At 70.7% G+C, this 17043-nt stretch carries 18 protein-coding genes and 1 tRNA gene; 14 read left to right on the forward strand and 5 right to left on the reverse strand.

Going from position 1 to position 17043, the window contains the following annotated elements; all coding sequences use genetic code 11:
* Positions 1–45: 45 nt before the first annotated feature.
* The gene (gene acs, locus G6G98_RS15225) at positions 46–2013 is read right to left on the reverse strand and encodes an acetate--CoA ligase (RefSeq protein WP_067354607.1); all 1968 of its coding nucleotides are present in this window, start codon (positions 2011–2013) and stop codon (positions 46–48) included.
* A 394-nt stretch (positions 2014–2407) separates the two neighbouring features.
* On the opposite strand from acs, the gene G6G98_RS15230 reads away from it, so the two are divergent.
* The 12 genes from G6G98_RS15230 (at position 2408) to G6G98_RS15285 (ending at position 12889) form a co-directional block, all read left to right on the forward strand.
* Entirely contained in the window at positions 2408–3418 is a 1011-nt protein-coding gene (locus G6G98_RS15230) for a TadA family conjugal transfer-associated ATPase (RefSeq protein ID WP_164234417.1), read from the forward strand.
* Positions 3412–4311 carry a type II secretion system F family protein gene (locus G6G98_RS15235; RefSeq protein WP_164234418.1) on the forward strand — a complete coding sequence of 300 codons (900 nt, stop codon included), beginning with the start codon at positions 3412–3414 and terminating at the stop codon, positions 4309–4311. The genes G6G98_RS15230 and G6G98_RS15235 overlap by 7 nt, the downstream gene beginning before the upstream one ends.
* A gap of 48 nt (positions 4312–4359) precedes the next feature.
* Entirely contained in the window at positions 4360–4560 is a 201-nt protein-coding gene (locus G6G98_RS15240; protein WP_067354614.1) for a DUF4244 domain-containing protein, read from the forward strand.
* On the forward strand, positions 4560–4910 hold the full coding sequence (locus G6G98_RS15245) for a TadE family type IV pilus minor pilin (protein ID WP_067354617.1): 351 nt from the start codon (positions 4560–4562) through the stop codon (positions 4908–4910). Before G6G98_RS15240 ends, G6G98_RS15245 begins: the two co-directional genes overlap by 1 nt.
* Positions 4910–5239: an Rv3654c family TadE-like protein gene (locus G6G98_RS15250; RefSeq protein WP_067354619.1), complete on the forward strand. Its 330-nt coding sequence runs from the start codon at positions 4910–4912 to the stop codon at positions 5237–5239. Before G6G98_RS15245 ends, G6G98_RS15250 begins: the two co-directional genes overlap by 1 nt.
* 100 nt (positions 5240–5339) lie before the next feature.
* A complete protein-coding gene (gene topA, locus G6G98_RS15255; protein WP_164234419.1) occupies positions 5340–8177 on the forward strand; it encodes a type I DNA topoisomerase in 2838 nt (945 codons plus the stop codon).
* Positions 8174–8803 carry a dTMP kinase gene (gene tmk / locus G6G98_RS15260; protein ID WP_164234420.1) on the forward strand — a complete coding sequence of 210 codons (630 nt, stop codon included), beginning with the start codon at positions 8174–8176 and terminating at the stop codon, positions 8801–8803. The genes topA and tmk overlap by 4 nt, the downstream gene beginning before the upstream one ends.
* 32 nt (positions 8804–8835) lie before the next feature.
* Positions 8836–10023 (forward strand): DNA polymerase III subunit delta', encoded by a 1188-nt coding sequence (locus G6G98_RS15265; RefSeq protein ID WP_164234421.1) that lies wholly within the window; start codon positions 8836–8838, stop codon positions 10021–10023.
* Positions 10020–11573, forward strand: coding sequence for an alpha/beta hydrolase (locus G6G98_RS15270; RefSeq protein ID WP_067354630.1), 1554 nt, complete (start codon positions 10020–10022; stop codon positions 11571–11573). Before G6G98_RS15265 ends, G6G98_RS15270 begins: the two co-directional genes overlap by 4 nt.
* A gap of 54 nt (positions 11574–11627) precedes the next feature.
* Positions 11628–11703: transfer RNA gene (locus G6G98_RS15275), tRNA-Thr, on the forward strand.
* Positions 11704–11783: 80 nt separating this feature from the next.
* Positions 11784–12365 carry an isochorismatase family protein gene (locus G6G98_RS15280; RefSeq protein WP_164234422.1) on the forward strand — a complete coding sequence of 194 codons (582 nt, stop codon included), beginning with the start codon at positions 11784–11786 and terminating at the stop codon, positions 12363–12365.
* Positions 12362–12889, forward strand: coding sequence for a DUF1697 domain-containing protein (locus G6G98_RS15285; protein ID WP_164234423.1), 528 nt, complete (start codon positions 12362–12364; stop codon positions 12887–12889). The genes G6G98_RS15280 and G6G98_RS15285 overlap by 4 nt, the downstream gene beginning before the upstream one ends.
* Here the strand turns inward: G6G98_RS15285 and G6G98_RS15290 are convergent.
* Positions 12886–13083, reverse strand: coding sequence for a hypothetical protein (locus G6G98_RS15290; protein WP_164234424.1), 198 nt, complete (start codon positions 13081–13083; stop codon positions 12886–12888). The two genes, G6G98_RS15285 and G6G98_RS15290, sit on opposite strands and share 4 nt — an antisense overlap.
* A gap of 25 nt (positions 13084–13108) precedes the next feature.
* Here G6G98_RS15290 and G6G98_RS15295 point away from each other — a divergent pair, with 25 nt between their 5' ends.
* The gene (locus G6G98_RS15295) at positions 13109–13624 is read left to right on the forward strand and encodes a CGNR zinc finger domain-containing protein (RefSeq protein ID WP_067354640.1); all 516 of its coding nucleotides are present in this window, start codon (positions 13109–13111) and stop codon (positions 13622–13624) included.
* A 7-nt stretch (positions 13625–13631) separates the two neighbouring features.
* On the opposite strand, the gene G6G98_RS15300 is transcribed toward G6G98_RS15295, so the two are convergent.
* The 3 genes from G6G98_RS15300 to G6G98_RS15310 form a co-directional block, all read right to left on the reverse strand.
* Positions 13632–13784, reverse strand: coding sequence for a hypothetical protein (locus G6G98_RS15300; protein WP_164234425.1), 153 nt, complete (start codon positions 13782–13784; stop codon positions 13632–13634).
* A gap of 14 nt (positions 13785–13798) precedes the next feature.
* A complete protein-coding gene (locus G6G98_RS15305) occupies positions 13799–14041 on the reverse strand; it encodes a hypothetical protein (RefSeq protein ID WP_164234426.1) in 243 nt (80 codons plus the stop codon).
* Positions 14042–14509: 468 nt separating this feature from the next.
* The gene (locus G6G98_RS15310) at positions 14510–15169 is read right to left on the reverse strand and encodes a fasciclin domain-containing protein (protein WP_067354643.1); all 660 of its coding nucleotides are present in this window, start codon (positions 15167–15169) and stop codon (positions 14510–14512) included.
* Positions 15170–15312: 143 nt separating this feature from the next.
* Here G6G98_RS15310 and G6G98_RS15315 point away from each other — a divergent pair, with 143 nt between their 5' ends.
* On the forward strand, positions 15313–17025 hold the full coding sequence (locus G6G98_RS15315; protein ID WP_164234427.1) for a cytochrome c biogenesis protein DipZ: 1713 nt from the start codon (positions 15313–15315) through the stop codon (positions 17023–17025).
* The last annotated feature ends 18 nt before the right edge of the window (positions 17026–17043 follow it).

Genomic DNA, 17043 nt, shown 5'->3' on the forward strand with positions numbered 1-17043 from the left:
GCAGGGGTCTCGGCGAGAGAGCGGGGTCTCGGCGATCGGGTCCTGCTACTTGACCTGCGCGGAGATGATGCTCATCACCGCGGTGTCGGCGAGCGTTGTGGTGTCACCCACCTCGCGGCCCTCCGCGACGTCGCGGAGCAGACGCCGCATGATCTTCCCGGAGCGGGTCTTCGGCAGCTCGCCGACGATGTACACGTCGCGGGGGCGGGCGATCGCCCCGATCTGCTCGCCGACCCACAGCCGCAGCTGCTGCGCGAGCCCCTCGGGGGCGTGCTCGGCGAGATAGCTCTCCTTGATGATCACGAAGGCGACGACCGCCTGACCGGTGGTCTCGTCCGACGCGCCGACGACAGCCGCCTCGGCGGTCGCCTCGTGGGCGACGAGCGAGGACTCGATCTCAGCCGTGGACAGCCGGTGGCCGGAGACGTTCATGACGTCGTCCACGCGGCCGAGAAGCCAGAGGTCGCCGTCCTCATCGAGACGCGCGCCGTCACCGGCGAAGTAATAGCCCTGGTCCTCGAACTTCTCCCAGTAGGTCTCCTTGAAGCGCTCCGGGTCGCCCCAGATGCCGCGCAGCATGCTCGGCCACGGCTCCGTGATCACGAGCAGTCCGCCGTTGCCGTTGCCCACCTCGACGCCGGCGTCGTCGACGACGTCGATCGAGATGCCGGGCAGGGGGACCTGCGCGGAGCCCGGCTTCGTGGCGGTGACGCCGGGGAGCGCGGACACCATGATCGCGCCCGTCTCGGTCTGCCACCACGTGTCGACGATCGGCGTCTTGCCGGCGCCGATGACTTCGCGGTACCACATCCAGGCCTCGGGGTTGATGGGCTCGCCGACCGATCCGAGCAGGCGCAGCGAGCTCAGATCGAACTTCTTCGGGACGCTGCGACCGATCTTCATGAAGGAGCGGATGGCGGTCGGCGCCGTGTAGAAGATCGTCACCCCGTACTTCTCGATGATCTCCCACCAGCGGCCGGGGTGGGGAGCATCCGGCGTCCCCTCGTAGAGCACCTGGGTGGCGCCGTTGGCGAGCGGGCCGTAGGCGACATAGCTGTGTCCGGTGATCCAGCCGATGTCGGCGGTGCACCAGAACACGTCGGTCTCCGGGTGCAGGTCGAACACGTACTTGTGCGAGTAGGACGCCTGGGTGAGGTAGCCGCCGGACGTGTGCAGGATGCCCTTCGGCTTCCCGGTCGTGCCGGAGGTGTAGAGGATGAACAGCGGGTTCTCCGCGGGGAAGGCCTGCGCGGTGTGCTCGGCGGATGCCGCGGGCACCACGTCGTGCCACCACAGATCGCGGCCCTCCACCCAGTCGACCTCGTTCTCGCCGCGCCGGACGACGAGCACGTGCTCCACGGTCTGCTGCTCGCCCTCGCCGCGGTCGGCGAGCGCCTGGTCGACGGCCGGCTTGAGGGGGGACACGCGGCCCTTGCGGTAGCCGCCGTCCGCGGTGATCACGAGCTTGGCGCCCGCGTCGTCGATGCGCGAGCGCAGGCTGTCGGCGCTGAACCCGCCGAACACGACGGAGTGGATGGCGCCCAGCCGTGCGACGGCGAGCATCGAGGCGATGGCCTCGGGGATCATCGGCAGGTAGATGGCGACGCGGTCGCCGTGGCCGATGCCGAGACCTTCGAGCACGTTCGCGACGCGCTTGACCTCGTCGGTCAGCTCGGCGTACGTGATGGTGCGAGTGTCTCCCGGCTCGCCCTCCCAGTGCAGGGCGACGCGGTCGCCGTGGCCTGCCTCGACGTGCCGGTCGAGGCAGTTGTAGGCGACGTTGAGCTCGCCGTCGTCGAACCACTTCGCGAACGGCGGGTTCGACCAGTCGAGCACCCGGGTGAACGGCTTGTGCCAGTGCAGCAGCTCGCGGGACTGCTCCCCCCAGAACCCCTCGCGGTCGGCGGCGGCGCGCTCGTAGAGGGCGGGAGACGAGACCGACTGGGCGACGAACTCCTCGGACGGCGGGAACTGGCGGGTCTCATCGAGAAGATGGTCGATCTGGCTGCTCATCGGCAGGCGCTCCTTTGCGGCGATGCGGTCGTGCTCGGCTCGGTCGTGTGGGTGGCACGACGAGGTCACGGCGAATCTAGTCTCGGGCCGACTCGGCGCATACTGCCGAAAGTAGGTAGTGGAGCGGGTTTTGTCAGGCGGGTCGCCTTGCGTACACTCGACGACAGCCGAATTCTCATTCCGGCCTTGGCGCGCCCGATTCCCCCGATCGAGGATCCGCCGTGGGCGGCATCTCATTCCCCCCGTGAGGTGCCGCCCTTCTCTTTGGGAGCGCTCCCTCCCGGAGCGCCGAGGCGCTCTGCACGGATGCTCCTGCTGGAGAGTTCTGCACAGGCGGCGGTGCGCCTGGCACCAGGCGAGCTGCCGCGTCCTCCGCCGCGCCTACCGTCGTCGCATGACCGATCCCTTCGTCATCCGTCCCCGAGGTTCCGCGTCGTCGACGTTCCCCGCGGTCACCGGCGGAGCGGCCTTGATCCTCGATCCCGCCTTCGGGCCGCTCGCCGAGCACTGCTCCGACGACGCCGTGACCGACCTCTTCGTCAACGGCGCAGCCGGCCTCTTCGTCGACAGGGGCGCCGGCGCCGAGCCCGTCTCGTCCTGGACGGCGTCGGAGAAAGAGGTGCGCGACCTCGCGGTCGCCCTGGTCGGGCTCGGCGGCCGGCATCTGGACGATCAGGCTCCCTGCGTCGACGTGCGACTGGAATCCGGCATCCGGGTGCACGCCGTGCTCGCCCCGGTGGCGACATCGGGCACCGCCCTGTCGATCCGGATCCCGCGGGTCCGCGCGGCCGATCTCGACGCGCTCGCCGCTCTCGGGGCGTTCGACGCGCGGCAGCAGAGCTGGCTGCAGGGACTCGTCGCGGAGCGCGCGAACATCCTGATCACCGGTGGCACCGGCACGGGCAAGACAACCCTTCTCTCCGCGCTGCTGTCCGCCGTCTCCCCGGGGGAGCGCATCGTCACCATCGAGGACGTCGCCGAGCTCCGGCCCCGGCATCCGCACCATGTCGCGCTCGAAGCGCGGCAGGCGAACCTCGAGGGCGCCGGCGGCATCACGCTCGCCCGGCTCGTGCGCGAGTCGCTCCGGATGCGCCCTGACCGGCTCGTCGTCGGCGAATGCCGAGGAGAGGAGGTGCGCGAACTCCTCACCGCCCTGAACACCGGGCACGACGGCGGAGCCGGGACGCTGCACGCCAGCGGGCTGCGTGATGTGCCGGCGCGCCTGGAGGCGCTCGGCGCCCTGGCGGGGATGGATGCCACGGCTCTCGCAAGGCAGGTCGTCAGTGCATTCACGGTCGTGCTCCACCTCGCCCGCGCCCCCGGGGGCCGACGCCGGATCGCGCAGGCCGGCACCTTCCTCCTCGCCGGCGACCGGCTCGACATCGAGGAGGTGCGCCCGTGGTGAGCTTCCGCCGCCGGGCCGGCACCGGTGACGCCGGTGCGGACGCCGCGACGTCGGTGCAGACGCTGGCGGTGCTGCTCCAGGCCGGTGCCGTTCCGGCCGTCGCCTGGCGTCACCTCGCCGAGACCGGCGATCAGCACGCGGTCGCAGTCGTCGACCGTCTGGAGCGCGGGGTGCCGCTCCTCGAGGCGATCGAGCAGGAGGGCGGTGCGTGGTCCGATCTCGCCGCCGCCTGGGAGGTCGCGACCACGGTCGGCGCCCCGCTCGCGGAAGTGCTGCGGATGATCGCGGAGACCCTCCGCGATGCGGCATCCGCCGCCGACGACGTGCGGATCGCCCTCGCGGAGCCGGCGGGCACCGCGCGGCTGCTGCTCTGGATGCCGTTCGCCGGTCTCCTGCTCGGCTTCGCCCTCGGCTTCGACACGGTCGGCGTCATCTTCGGCCACCCGATCGGCGCCGCCTGCGTCGTCGCGGGCCTCCTCCTCATGCTTGCGGCCCGCGCCTGGACCCGGCGGCTCCTCGACAGAGCCCGCCCCGCCCCCGGCACACCCGGGATGCAGGCCGAGCTCGTCGCCGTCGCCCTCTCCGGCGGGGCATCCGTCGCCCGGGCGCTGCGTCTCGTCGCAGAGAGTCCTGCGTCACGGCACGGCGGTGAGGAGCGCATCCGCGCCGTGCTGGACCTGTCGCAGGCGGCGGGCGTCCCCGCCGGCGAGCTGCTCAGGGCCGCCGCCGCGCAGGACCGGCACGCCGCCAGGATCGACGGACGGTTGCGCGCGGCGAAGCTCTCCACGCGGCTGCTGATCCCGCTCGGCGTGTGCACCTTGCCCGCCTTCCTGCTCCTCGGCGTCGCGCCGATGCTGCTCAGCGTCCTCACATCCACCCCGCTGCCGGTCTGACCGGCACAAACCGGGCGCACCCGCGTCCACAGAGAAAGAAGGAACGACATGACCACCACCCTTCCCGCCCTCACACGCCGGCGCGCCGCGGAGCTGTTCGGCGACGACACCGGCGCGGCGACCGCGGAGTACGCGATCACCACGATGGCCGCCGTCGCGTTCGCCGGCCTTCTCGTCGTGATCATGCGGTCCGACGAGGTGCGTGGCATCCTCACCGACCTCGTGCGCCGGGCGCTCACGGTGTCGTGATGCCGCGGGCTGTCCGTCTCGGGAGCGAGCGGGGGTCGGTGGCCGCCGAGCTCGCGCTCGCTCTTCCCGCCGTCGTGCTCACGCTGATCCTCGGAGCGGGTGCTCTCGGCGCCGCCTCCCGTCAGGTGGTGCTGCAGGATGCCGCGGCCGATGCAGCCCGACTGCTCGGTCGCGGGGAGAGCACGGGCGCGGCGGCGCAGCTGGTCTCGGCGGCGGTGCCCGGTGCCGCGGCCACCAGCGGCGCCGCGGGCGAGATGGTCTGCGTCACCGCACGCGTGGACGCGTCGATCGGCAACCTGCTCCGGATCCCGTTGTCGGCGTCGAGCTGCGCCCTGGCCGGCGGTCTCTGATGGCGGGCTCCGCCCTCGCCGCGGGGGTCCTCACGGTCGCCGCGGCGCTCTCCCTGGGTCTCGCCGCGGCGGGCGGGGCGGCCGTGACCGCGCAGCGCGCGGCCGGTGCGGCCGACGCCGCCGCGCTCGCCGCCGCAGACGCCGTCAGCGGCGCGGTGCCCGTCGACGGCGACCCGTGCGGGGTCGCCCGGCGCGTCGCAGCCGCCTCACGGGCGACCCTCACCTCCTGCGTCATCGACGGTCTTGTGGCGACCGTCCAGGTCGAGGCGGCGTACGCTGGACTCGCCGCGATCTCCCGAGCCCGCGCCGGGCCACCCGACGGGAGATGACCGCGGCACGAGGCGCGATCCGGCCGAAGAGGGCGGGCGATCACTGTGACCTTCCCCTCACAGTGGTGTGTATGGTGTGCTTCGAAGAAAGGACGCTCCCTTGGCTGAAGGCAAGAAGCTCGTCATCGTCGAGTCCCCGACGAAGATGCGGTCGATTCAGGGGTACCTCGGCGACGGCTACGAGGTGCTCAGCTCCGTCGGCCACATCCGCGACCTCGCCGACAAGAAGGACATCCCCGCCGCGCAGAAGCAGGCGTACGGGAAGTACTCGATCGACGTCGACAACGACTTCGATCCGTACTACGTGGTGTCCGACCGCAAGACGAAGACCGTCGCCGAACTCAAGCGCGCCCTGAAGAACGCGGACGAGCTCCTGCTCGCCACTGATGAGGACCGCGAGGGCGAGGCCATCGCCTGGCATCTGCTTGAGACGCTGAAGCCGAAGGTCCCCGTGAAGCGCATGGTGTTCCACGAGATCACCAAGGACGCGATCCAGGCGGCCGTCGGGAACACCCGAGAGCTCGACACCGCGCTCGTCGACGCACAGGAGACCCGCCGCATCCTCGACCGCCTGTACGGCTGGGACGTCTCTCCCGTGCTCTGGTACAAGGTCAAGACCGGCCTCTCCGCCGGCCGCGTGCAGTCCGCCGCGACCCGCATGATCGTCGACCGGGAGCGCGAGCGCATGGCGTTCGTGTCCGCCGACTACTGGGATGTCGAGGCGCTCGCCTCCTCGACCACCGGCTTCAAGGTGCGCCTCGTCCGCGTGGACGGCGGTCAGCTCGCCCGCGGCACCGACTTCGACGACCTCGGCAAGCTCAAGAAGGCCGTCGTCGTCCTCGACGGGAAGAAGGCCGCGGCGCTCGCCGCAGCGGTCGACGCCGCCGGCGCCGGCACCGTCACCAAGGTCGAGGCGAAGCCGGGAACCCGCAGCCCCTACGCGCCCTTCACCACCTCCACCATGCAGCAGGAGGCCGGTCGCAAGCTCTCGATGAGCGCGAAGCAGGCGATGAGCGTCGCCCAGCGCCTCTACGAGAAGGGGTACATCACCTATATGCGCACCGACTCCCAGGCGCTGAGCACCCAGGCGGTGCAGGCGGCGCGGAGCCAGGCCGTCGCGCTCTACGGCGACACCGCGGTGCCGCTGAAGCCCCGCGTGTACAAGTCGAAGAGCAAGAACGCCCAGGAGGCGCACGAGGCGATCCGCCCGTCGGGGGAGAACTTCCGCACCCCGGCATCCGTCTCCTCCCAGCTCGACCGCGAGGAGCTGCGCCTCTACGACCTCATCTGGAAGCGCACCGTCGCCAGCCAGATGGCGGACGCGAAGTACGAGACCACGACGGTCACCCTCGCGGTCGACGCCGCCGGGCAGAACGCCGAGTTCACGGCATCCGGCACCGTCTACACCTTCAAGGGCTTCCTCGAGGCCTACGAGGAGGGGCGGGACGAGAAGCGCAGCGACAACGACGCCGCGGAGAACCAGTCCCTGCCCGCCGTCGCCGTCGGCGACGAACTCGCGGTGTCGGATGCCGAGGCCAAGGGTCACCGCACCACGCCGAAGCCCCGGTACACCGAGGCGTCGCTGGTCAAGGCGCTCGAGGAGCACGGCATCGGCCGACCGTCGACGTTCGCCAGCATCATCGGCACCGTGATCGACCGCGGCTACGCGACCAAGCGCGGGCAGGCGCTCGTGCCGACCTGGCTCGCGTTCAGCGTCGTGCGCCTGCTCGAGGAGCACTTCGCAGACCTCATCGACTACGACTTCACCGCCGCGCTCGAGGACGACCTCGACGCCATCGCCCGCGGCGAGCAGAAGCGCGTGGAGTGGCTGCGCTCCTTCTATTACGGGTCCGAGAAGCAGGTCGGGCTCCGGCAGGTCGTCGACAATCTCGGCGAGATCGATGCCAGGGCGCTGAACTCGACGCGCATCACCGACACGGCGACGCTCCGCTTCGGCAAGTACGGCCCCTATCTGGAGGTCGTGAACCCGGACGCGCCCGACGAGAAGCCGCGCATCGTGAACGTCCCCGAGGACCTGGCTCCCGACGAGCTCACCGCCGCCAGGGCGCAGGAGCTCATCGATGCACCCGTCGCCGGTGATCGCGTGCTCGGGGAGAACCCGGAGAACGGCAAGATCGTCGTCGTCAAGGACGGACGATTCGGACCGTATGTGCAGGAGAACGACCCGGTGTCCGAGGACGCGGCGGTCGACGAAGCCACCGGAGAGGTGGTCGAGGCGCCGAAGCCGAAGCGCGGCGCGAAGAAGGAGGCCGCGCCCAAGCCGCGCACGGCATCGCTCTTCCGGTCGATGTCGGTGGACACGATCGACCTCGACACGGCGCTCAAGCTGCTCAGCCTGCCGCGGATCGTCGGCACCGACCCCGAGACCGGTGACGAGATCACCGCCCAGAACGGGCGATTCGGGCCGTACCTGAAGAAGGGCGCCGACTCGCGCTCGCTGGAGAGCGAGTCGCAGATCTTTGACGTCACCCTCGAGCAGGCCCTCGAGATCTACAAGCAGCCGAAGTACGGTGCCCGCCGGGCGTCGAGCGCGCTCGCCGAGTTCGAGGCCGACCCGGTCAGCGGCAAGCCGATCCGCATCAGGGACGGCCGCTTCGGTGCCTACGTCACGGACGGCGAGACGAACGTCACGATCCCGCGCGGTCAGAAGGTCGAGGACATCACGTTCGAGATCGCCGTGCAGATGCTCGCCGACAAGCGGGCGAAGGGCCCGGCGCCCAAGCGGGGCGCGCGCGGTGCCGCGGCGAAGAAGGCCCCCGCGAAGAAGACCGCGTCGAAGGCTCCCGCGAAGAAGACCGCGGCGAAGAAGCCCGCAGCGGCGAAGACGGATGCGGAGAAGGCCGCAGCCCGATCGGCCGCCGCGAAGAAGGCCGCGGCGACGCGCGCCGCCAACGCGGCGCGGAAGGCGGGCGCGTGACCGCAGGGGCGTGGATCACGCTCGAGGGCGGCGACGGCTCGGGCAAGACCACCCAGGCCGACCTGCTCGCGGGCTGGCTGACGGATGCAGGGCGCCGCGTCGTGCGCACCCGTGAGCCCGGCGGCTCCGAGGTCGGCCAGCTGATCCGGGACATCGTGCTGCACCACCGCGGCGACATCGCCCCGCGCGCCGAGGCGCTGCTCTACGCCGCCGACCGCGCGCACCATGTCGCGACAGTCGTCAGGCCCGCGCTCGAGCGCGGCGACGTGGTCCTGCAGGACCGCTACCTGGACTCCTCCGTGGCGTACCAGGGCGCGGGCCGGGTGCTCGACGGCACCGAGATCCGCGATCTGTCGCTGTGGGCGGCAGAGGGAGCCCTTCCCGACCTCACCGTGCTGCTCGATCTCGATCCCGCCGCGGCGCGCGAGCGCCTCGACTCCGCGGACAAGCCCTTCGACCGCCTGGAGACGGAGAAGAGCGATTTCCACGTGCGGGTCCGCGACGCCTACCTCGCGCTGGCCGCGGCGGAGCCGGAGCGCTTTCTCGTTCTCGACGCCGCGGCGTCCGCGGAGGACATCGCCGCCGCGATCCGCGACCGCGTCGGGGCGCTGCTGGCCGCGCGCTGATCGCTGTCGGCCGCGCAGGTTACGCTGAAGTCATGCCCCGTACCGACGACGCTCCGCACGTCGCCGCCCAGGCCGTCCCGGCGGAGTTCCCGTGGGGGGACGTGTGGGGTCAGTACGCCGCCGTCGAGACGCTGCGGGCCGCGGCATCCGACCCTGCGGCGCTGTCGCACGCCTGGCTGATCACCGGCCCGCCCGGATCGGGGCGCTCCACCCTCGCCTACGCGTTCGCCGCGGCGCTCGTCGCCGACAGCCCCGGTGACGAGAACGCCATGCGGCAGGTGCTCGCGGGCACCCACCCCGACGTCACCGCGCTGCGCACCGACAAGGTGATCATCACGATCGCCGAGGCCCGCGCGCTCGTCGAGCGCTCCTACTTCGCGCCGTCGGCCGGGCGCTACCGGGTCATCGTGGTCGAGGATGCCGATCGGATGGTCGAGCGCACCTCCAACGTGCTGCTCAAGGCGCTCGAGGAGCCGCCGGAGCAGACGGTGTGGATCCTCTGCGCGCCCAGCGAGGCCGATCTGCTGCCCACGATCCGCTCCCGCGTGCGCTCGCTGCGCCTCCGCGAACCCGACGTGGCGGACGTCGCGCGCCTGATCAGCCTGCGCACCGGCGTCGATGCGCAGATCGCCGAGCAGGCCGCACGACACGCTCAGCGGCACATCGGCATGGCGCAGCGCCTCGCAACCGACGACGCCGCGCGCCGGCGCCGAGACGAGACCCTCCGCGCCGTCCTCGGCGTGCGCGGCGTGTCCGACGCCGTCGACGTCGCCGGCCGGATCATCCAGGCGGCCACCGACGACGCCAAGGCGCTCACCGCCGAGCGGGATGCCGCCGAGCGGGCGTCGCTGCTCCGCACCGTCGGCGTCGCGGAGGGGCAGGCCGTGCCGCCGGCGCTGCGCACGCAGATCTCCGCGCTGGAGGACGAGCAGAAGAAGCGCGCCACCCGGAGCCTCCGCGACGGCATCGACCGAGTCCTCACCGACCTGCAGTCGCTGTTCCGCGATGTCGTGATGCTCCAGTTCGGGCGCGGCGACGCCCTTATCAACGCCGAGCTCCGCGACGAGCTGTCCGCGCTCGCGGACGCCTGGCCGCAGGCCCGTACCCTGGTCGTGCTGGACCACCTTGCCGAGACCCGGCAGTCGCTGGAGCGCAACGTCGCCCCGCTGCTCGCCCTGGAGAGCTTGCTCGTGACCGTCACGAGCGGGAGGACACCGTGAACGATCGACCGACTTCCCGCTTCCGTCGCGCAGCCGCCGTGATCGCCGGCCTCGCCGCGGCATCCGTGGCGCTCTCCGGCTGCCTGTACGCGCTGATCCCCGAGCAGGCCGAGCCCCGACCGTCCGTCACCTACCCGCCGGACACCGAGGGAGTGGCCGCGGAGCTGCTGCCGTACTACGGGCAGACCCTCGTCTGGACCGAGTGCGGCCCGGGCTTCGACTGCACCGACGTCACCGCCCCGCTCGACTGGGAGAACCCCGGGGGTGCCGAGATCACCCTCTCCGTGGTGCGGCACCAGGCGACCGGCGAGCGGCTGGGCTCCCTGCTGACGAACCCGGGCGGCCCGGGCTCGAGCGGCGTCGAGGTCGTCAGGGACAGCCTCGACTTCGCCGTAGGCGCCGACCTCATCGACGCCTACGACGTGATCGGCTTCGATCCGCGCGGCGTCGGCGCATCCACCGCGGTGACCTGCTTCGACGCGGCGGACATGGACGACTACCTGTACGGCATCCCGTCCGCCCCGCGGGGCACCGCCGAATGGGAGGCCGAGCTGCTGCAGCGGCACAAGGCCTTCGCCGACGCGTGCGAGGCGAACAGTGACGGCATCCTGCCCTACATCACGACCGTCAACTCGGCGCGCGACATGGATCTGATCCGGGCGGTGCTGGGCGACAAGCAGCTGAACTACATCGGCTACTCGTACGGCACCTTCCTGGGGGCGACCTACGCGTCGCTGTTCCCGGCGAAGGCAGGGCGCCTCGTCCTCGACGGCGCGATCGACCCCGCCGTGTCGGGGCTGGACGTCGGGGCGACGCAGGCGCTCGGGTTCGAGTCCGCGCTGCGCGCGTACATGCAGGACTGCCTCGACTCGGGGCAGTGCCCGTTCAACGGCACCGTCGACGAGGCGATGGCCGACCTCGGGGCTCTGCTCGCGAGCGTCGACGCGGAGCCGCTCGAGAACGGCGACGGGCGGATGCTCGGAGCGGACTCGCTGATGACCGGGATCATCGCCGCGCTGTACTCCGAGGAGAGCTGGTCGTACCTCACCCAGGGGCTCGACGAAGCACTGCAGGGCGACCCGTCGACCGCCTTCGTACTCGCCGATTACTACAACAGCCGCGAGAACGGCACGTACGTCGACAACTCCGGCGAGGCGTTCCGCGCCTACAACTGCATGGACTATCCGGTGGAGGACGACCCGGCCGCCGAAGCCGCGTACGAGGCGAAGATCGCGGAGGGGGCCCCGACCATCGCGCCGTACTGGAGCGGCCCGGACTCCTGCGAGGTGTGGCCGTACCCGCCGACCGGCACCCGCGGGGAGATCCGAGCGGAGGGTGCCGGCCCGATCCTCGTGGTCGGCACGACGAACGATCCGGCGACGCCGTACGCGTGGTCGGAGTCCCTGGCGGCGCAGCTCGAGGAGGGCGTCCTGATCACCCGCGAGGGGGAGGGGCACACCGGCTACAACAAGGGCAACATCTGCGTGGACGAGGCCGTGGAGGACTTCTTCCTCCAGGACGTCGTGCCCGAGGACGGCCTCCGCTGCTAGCGTGATCGGCTCGATTCGCAACGCGGCGCCGGAACGGGTAATATCGGTACCCGCGCCGCTTTAGCTCAGTCGGCAGAGCATTTCACTCGTAATGAAAAGGTCGTCAGTTCGATTCTGACAAGCGGCTCCACCAGGCCCCGTGATGCGAAGAACATCACGGGGCCTTCTGGTTCCCCGGCGTCGAGGCATGAGCGGGCGTAGTCTCGATCCATGAGCAGAGCGCTTCTCATCGTCGACGTGCAGAACGACTTCACCGAAGGCGGAGCCCTGGCGGTGGAGGGAGGAGACGCGGTGGCCTCGGGCGTCACCGCCTTTCTCGCCGCCCATGCGGCCGACTACGACGTCATCGTCGCCTCTCGCGACTGGCATGACCCCGAGGGCGACAACGGCGGCCACTTCGCCGATCAGCCCGACTTCGTCGACACCTGGCCGGTGCACTGCGTCGCCGGCACAGCGGGCGCCGATTACGACCCGCTGCTGGTCACGGACGCCGTCACTCATCATGTGCGCAAGGGCCAGGGGAAGCCGGCGTACTCGATGTTCGAGGGGGTGACGGACGAGGGGGACACCGTCGGGGACGTCCTCGCCGCCGCCGGCGTGCTCAGCGCCGACGTCGTCGGGATCGCCACGGACCACTGCGTGCGGGCTTCGGCGCTGGATGCGGTCGCACATGGCGTGCACGTCCGCATCCTCACCGACCTCATCGCCGGCGTCGCCCCCGACTCCAGCGAGGCAGCCCTCGCGGAGCTGGCGCACGCGGGCGCCGAGCTCGTCGAGAGCGGAGCCGAATGAGTCGCAGCGCCCTGCTGCTGCGGGCGGTGAACGTCAGCGGCCGCAACAGGGTGCCGATGGCCGAGCTGCGCGAGGTGCTGGCGCCCCTCCTCGGCGAGGTCTCCACGTACATCGCGAGCGGGAACATCGTGTGCGAGCATCCCTCCGATCCTCGGGCGACATGCGCGGAGGTGCGGGTGCTGATCGCCGACCGGTTCGGTGTCGACACTCCGGTGATCCTCCGCACGGGCAGGGCGCTGGCCGCGGCGGCGGCGAAGCATCCGTTCCCGGACGCGAGCGAGAAGATGCTGCACGCCATGTTCCTCGAGGGGAAGCCGCGCGCCGGGGCGGTGGAGGCGCTCGAGCAGCGGCTGGTGCCGGGGGAGCGGCTCGCGCTGATCGGCGACGATCTCTGGATCGACTACGGCGAGGACGGGGTGCACGGCACCAGGCTGACGAAGAAGGTGCTCGACAGGGCCCTCGGCGTCGCCGGCACAGCGCGAAACCTGCGCGCGGTCCGCACGCTTGCTGAGCTGACCGCCTAGCGGAGCGCCCGGCTCAGCGCCGTCGGCGGCACGTGCGGATGCTGCTGCACATCGACGCGCCGCGTGCCGCAGCCGTCGCATCGCACGTACAGCACGATGCCTTCGCTGGTCGGATGCCGGGACTCGACGAGCCACGCGTGCTCATGGATCGCCAGCGTCTGCAGAGGGATCGGAAGCGTCTGCGAGGAGGTCATGTCCCCAGCGTGATGTAATGCCCTTATGCATCTCAACCCTTACGGCGAGTATGCCGTGCTGCTCGCGGCATCCCTCGCGAACGACTGGCCGGACGACCGGGCGGGGATCGAGGCGCGCACCCGCGAGTTCGGGATGACGATGGACTTCCCCGACGAACCTGACGACCGCGAGCTCGCACGCGCCGTGATCGACGAATGGCTGCGGGTCGTGGATGCGGAACCGGGGATGCCGCGCGCCGAGCTGCTGAACGCGCAGATGGCCGCCGCGGCGACGTACCCGCGGCTGACCGATCATCACGGCGAGGGCTGGCATCTGCACTACCGCGACGACGGCCAGCGCCTCGCCTTCGTGCTGCGCGCCGTGATCACCGTGGGGACGGCCCTCCACCTCACGACGCGCGGGATGACGCGACTGGGACGCTGCCAGGCGCCGCCGTGCACGAACGTCGTCGTCGACGTCACGCGTAACGGCCGTCAGCGCTTCTGCTCCGTGCGCTGCGCGAACCGCGCGGCTGTGCGCCGGCACCGGGCGCGGGCCTGAGCCGACCTCACTCGTCTGGGCGGTCGGCCGCCGTCGACCGCCAGCTCCCTCCCATGCGCTCGTAGGTGACGATGGCGTGACAGTTGCGGCAGCGCACGTCGCACTTGTCGATCTCGGCGATGATCGTGGCGGCGGGATGGCCGTTGCGTACCAGTCGCATCACCGTGCTACGTTTCAGCGTTCCCGGGCGAGGTGGTCGGCGAGAAAGCGTGAGATCAGTGCGATGTTCTCGGCCTTCTGCGCGTTCGTCCGCGCCCGGATGACTTCGATGTGATGCGCGCGGTTACGGGCGTAGTAGCGGCGTGAAGACTCGCGATTGCAGGTGCGGCAGACCTCCTGGAGGCCGTCAGCCCGGGAGGCCTTTCGATTGAACTCGGTCCGCGCCTTAGTCTCGCCGCATGTCCCACAGCGCTTCATGGCCTGACGCTATCGCCGGCTGCCGACATTCTTCGTTCACGGTGGGCCCCGAGGGGCTCGAACCCTCGACCCGCGGATTAACCTGCCACTTCGGCTTTCGCCGCCGCCCTTCGGGCGTTCGTGGTCTGGACTGTCCCTTCACCCTGGCTTTCGCTGTAGGTGCCACCCGTCCAGTCTCTACACCTTCCGGATTCTCATCCGGCTTGGCTCGGGATTGCCAACTGGTCTCCCAGGAAGGGTTCCCCGACTTTGAGTGGTGTCATCCCCGAGGTTTCCCCCGAGGCGCTCCTATTCTGTTGAAGTCCGATGCTCTGCCAACTGAGCTAGAGGCCCGTGTGCTCCCAGTCTAGTGCGAGCGGAGGAGGGCGGTCGGCGTTCCCCATCGCCGACCGCCCTCCTCGAAGCCCCTCCGCGGTCCTCCCGTCCGGGAGAGGGGCGGCTGCCGAGTCCCCACTCGGCGCCCGGCGCCTACTGCGCCGGGGGCATCAGCACCGTGTCGATGAGGTAGACGGTCGCGTTCGCGGTCTGCACGCCGCCGCAGACGACGTTCGCGTCGTTGACCATCCACTCCTCGCCGCTGCCGGTCACCTCGAGATCCGCGCCCTGCACCGTCGTGTGGGTGCCCGCGATGTCGGCCGGCTCGATCTGACCCGGGACGACGTGGTAGGTGAGGATGGCGCTCAGCGTGGCGCTGTCGGTCTTCAGGGCCTCGATCGTGGCGGGGTCGATCTTCGCGAAGGCGTCATCCACCGGGGCGAAGACGGTGAACTCGTCGCCGTTGAGGGTGTCGACAAGGTTCACGTCCGGGTTGAGCTGTCCGCTCACCGCGGCGACGAGCGTCTTCAGCATCGGGTTGTTGGATGCGGCGACCGCGACGGGATCCTGCGACATTCCCTGGATGGATCCCGCGCCATCCGGCACCGCCTCTGCGTACGCGGCGCAGCCGGGGCCGACGAGGTTCGCGGCCGGGTCCATGGTCTCGGGCGCCGTCGTCTCCGTCGACTCCGGGGCCGTGGACTCCGCGGGCTCCTCGGTCGTCGTGCCGCCCATCGTGCAGGCGGAGAGCAGGAACGCGCTCGCCAGCGTGAGGGTGAGCGCCGCCGTGACCTTCTTCTTGGTGCTGAACATCTCGAGCTCCTTCGTGATGCGCCGCGGCCTCTCCGCGGCGTCGACTGCTGTTCGGAGCCCTCCCCGGATCGGATGGGGACCTGTCGCATCCAATCCGATCGGCCGGTCCGGAGCGAACAGGGGGAGACAGAAGCGAGGACCTCATGGAGTTGATCATCATCGGCCTGCTCGGCGGGTTCATCACCGGCATCTCGCCGTGCATCCTTCCCGTGCTCCCGGTGATCTTCCTCACCGGCGGCGCCCAGTCGGCGAGGTACGACGGTGAGCCTCTGCCCGCGAAGCGCAGCAGGCCGTACCTGGTGATCGCCGGCCTCGTGCTCAGCTTCACCCTGGTCACGCTGGCAGGGTCGCTGCTGCTCGGGCTGCTTAACCTGCCGCAGGACATCATCCGGTGGGCGGGGATCGCGGTGCTCCTGATCATCGGCGTCGGCCTGATCGTCCCGCGGGTGGCGCACCTCCTGGAACGGCCGTTCCAGAGGTTCGGGCAGCGCGAGGTCACGAACCGCGGCGGCGGCTTCGGCGTCGGGCTCGCCCTCGGCGCGGTCTTCGTGCCGTGCGCCGGTCCCGTGCTCGCCGCGATCATCGTGGCGGGCTCGACGGGCCGGATCGGCGCGGGCACCGTTCTGCTCACCGTCTCCTTCGCGATCGGCGTCGCCGTGCCGCTGCTCTTCTTCGCCCTGGCCGGTCGCAGTGTCGTCGAGCGCATCCGCGCCTTCCGCACGCGGGAGCGGATGCTGCGCATCGCCGCCGGCATCGCGATGATCGCCCTCGCCATCGGGCTCGTCTTCGACGTCCCGCAGGCGCTGCAGCGGCTGCTGCCGGATTACACCGCCCCTCTGCAGGATCGGCTCGTCGAGTCCGAGGGCGTCGGCGACGCACTGGATCTCGGCGGGCTCGTGAACGAGGAGAACAAGGACCTCGACCTGTGCACCAACGGCGCCACCGTGCTGGAGTCCTGCGGCACCGCCCCCTCGATCAGGGGCATCGAGCAGTGGCTGAACACGCCGGGCGGAGAGCCGATCGCCCTCGACGATCTCCGCGGCCAGGTCGTGCTCATCGACTTCTGGGCGTACTCCTGCATCAACTGCCAGCGCTCGCTGCCCCACGTCGTCGCCTGGGACGAGGCGTATCGCGAGCTCGGCCTGCAGGTCATCGGCATCCACTCGCCGGAGTACGCGTTCGAGAAGGACGCCGGCAACGTGGCGGCGGGCGCCGAAGGCTTCGGCATCGAGTATCCCGTCGCCCTCGACAACGACCTCGCCACCTGGACGAACTACCGCAACCGGTACTGGCCCGCCCACTACCTCATCGACGCCGAGGGGACGGTGCGGCACATCTCGTTCGGCGAGGGGAACTACGCGGCGACGGAGGCGATGATCAGGGAGCTGCTCCGGGATGCGGACACCGACGTCCGGCTGCCGTCCCCCACCGAGGTCGCCGACGACACGCCGGAGGTGGGCTCGACCACGAGGGAGACGTTCCTCGGCTCCGCCAAGGACGTGAACTACGGCGGCTCAGGCGCGTATCGGGCCGGTTCCGCCGGGTTCTCGTTCCCCGCCGACCAGCCGGACGACTCCTTCGCCCTCGACGGAGACTGGACGATCGAGACGCAGTACGCCACCCCTGCGGAGGAGGGCGCCCGCATCCGTCTGGACTACCACGCCGCCGAGGTGCGCGTGGTGCTCGCCGGAGCCGGGCAGATCGAGGTCCGCGACGCGGAAGGGGAGGAGTGGACGCTCCGCGTCGACGGCACGCCGCGCTCGTACGGGCTCGTCGCCGGTGAGGACATCGCCGCAGGCATCCTCACGCTCGAGGTCCCGCCGGGCATCCAGGTCTATTCCTTCACGTTCGGGTGACGTCGGCACGTGATCGAG

It is taken from the genome of Microbacterium hydrocarbonoxydans, from assembly GCF_011752045.1.
Classification (GTDB): Bacteria; Actinomycetota; Actinomycetes; order Actinomycetales; family Microbacteriaceae; genus Microbacterium.

Excerpts from the sequence above, each read along its gene's own strand:
- G6G98_RS15310 (WP_067354643.1), bottom strand. The coding sequence starts at position 15,169 with ATGTTCAGCACCAAGAAGAAGGTCACGGCGGCGCTCACCCTCACGCTG.
- G6G98_RS15250 (WP_067354619.1), top strand. The coding sequence starts at position 4,910 with ATGGCGGGCTCCGCCCTCGCCGCGGGGGTCCTCACGGTCGCCGCGGCG.
- G6G98_RS15285 (WP_164234423.1), top strand. The coding sequence starts at position 12,362 with ATGAGTCGCAGCGCCCTGCTGCTGCGGGCGGTGAACGTCAGCGGCCGC.
- G6G98_RS15230 (WP_164234417.1), top strand. The coding sequence starts at position 2,408 with ATGACCGATCCCTTCGTCATCCGTCCCCGAGGTTCCGCGTCGTCGACG.
- G6G98_RS15315 (WP_164234427.1), top strand. The coding sequence starts at position 15,313 with ATGGAGTTGATCATCATCGGCCTGCTCGGCGGGTTCATCACCGGCATC.
- G6G98_RS15240 (WP_067354614.1), top strand. The coding sequence starts at position 4,360 with ATGACCACCACCCTTCCCGCCCTCACACGCCGGCGCGCCGCGGAGCTG.
- G6G98_RS15280 (WP_164234422.1), top strand. The coding sequence starts at position 11,784 with ATGAGCAGAGCGCTTCTCATCGTCGACGTGCAGAACGACTTCACCGAA.
- acs (WP_067354607.1), bottom strand. The coding sequence starts at position 2,013 with ATGAGCAGCCAGATCGACCATCTTCTCGATGAGACCCGCCAGTTCCCG.
- G6G98_RS15290 (WP_164234424.1), bottom strand. The coding sequence starts at position 13,083 with ATGACCTCCTCGCAGACGCTTCCGATCCCTCTGCAGACGCTGGCGATC.
- G6G98_RS15305 (WP_164234426.1), bottom strand. The coding sequence starts at position 14,041 with ATGAAGCGCTGTGGGACATGCGGCGAGACTAAGGCGCGGACCGAGTTC.
- G6G98_RS15265 (WP_164234421.1), top strand. The coding sequence starts at position 8,836 with ATGCCCCGTACCGACGACGCTCCGCACGTCGCCGCCCAGGCCGTCCCG.
- G6G98_RS15300 (WP_164234425.1), bottom strand. The coding sequence starts at position 13,784 with ATGCGACTGGTACGCAACGGCCATCCCGCCGCCACGATCATCGCCGAG.
- G6G98_RS15245 (WP_067354617.1), top strand. The coding sequence starts at position 4,560 with ATGCCGCGGGCTGTCCGTCTCGGGAGCGAGCGGGGGTCGGTGGCCGCC.
- G6G98_RS15295 (WP_067354640.1), top strand. The coding sequence starts at position 13,109 with ATGCATCTCAACCCTTACGGCGAGTATGCCGTGCTGCTCGCGGCATCC.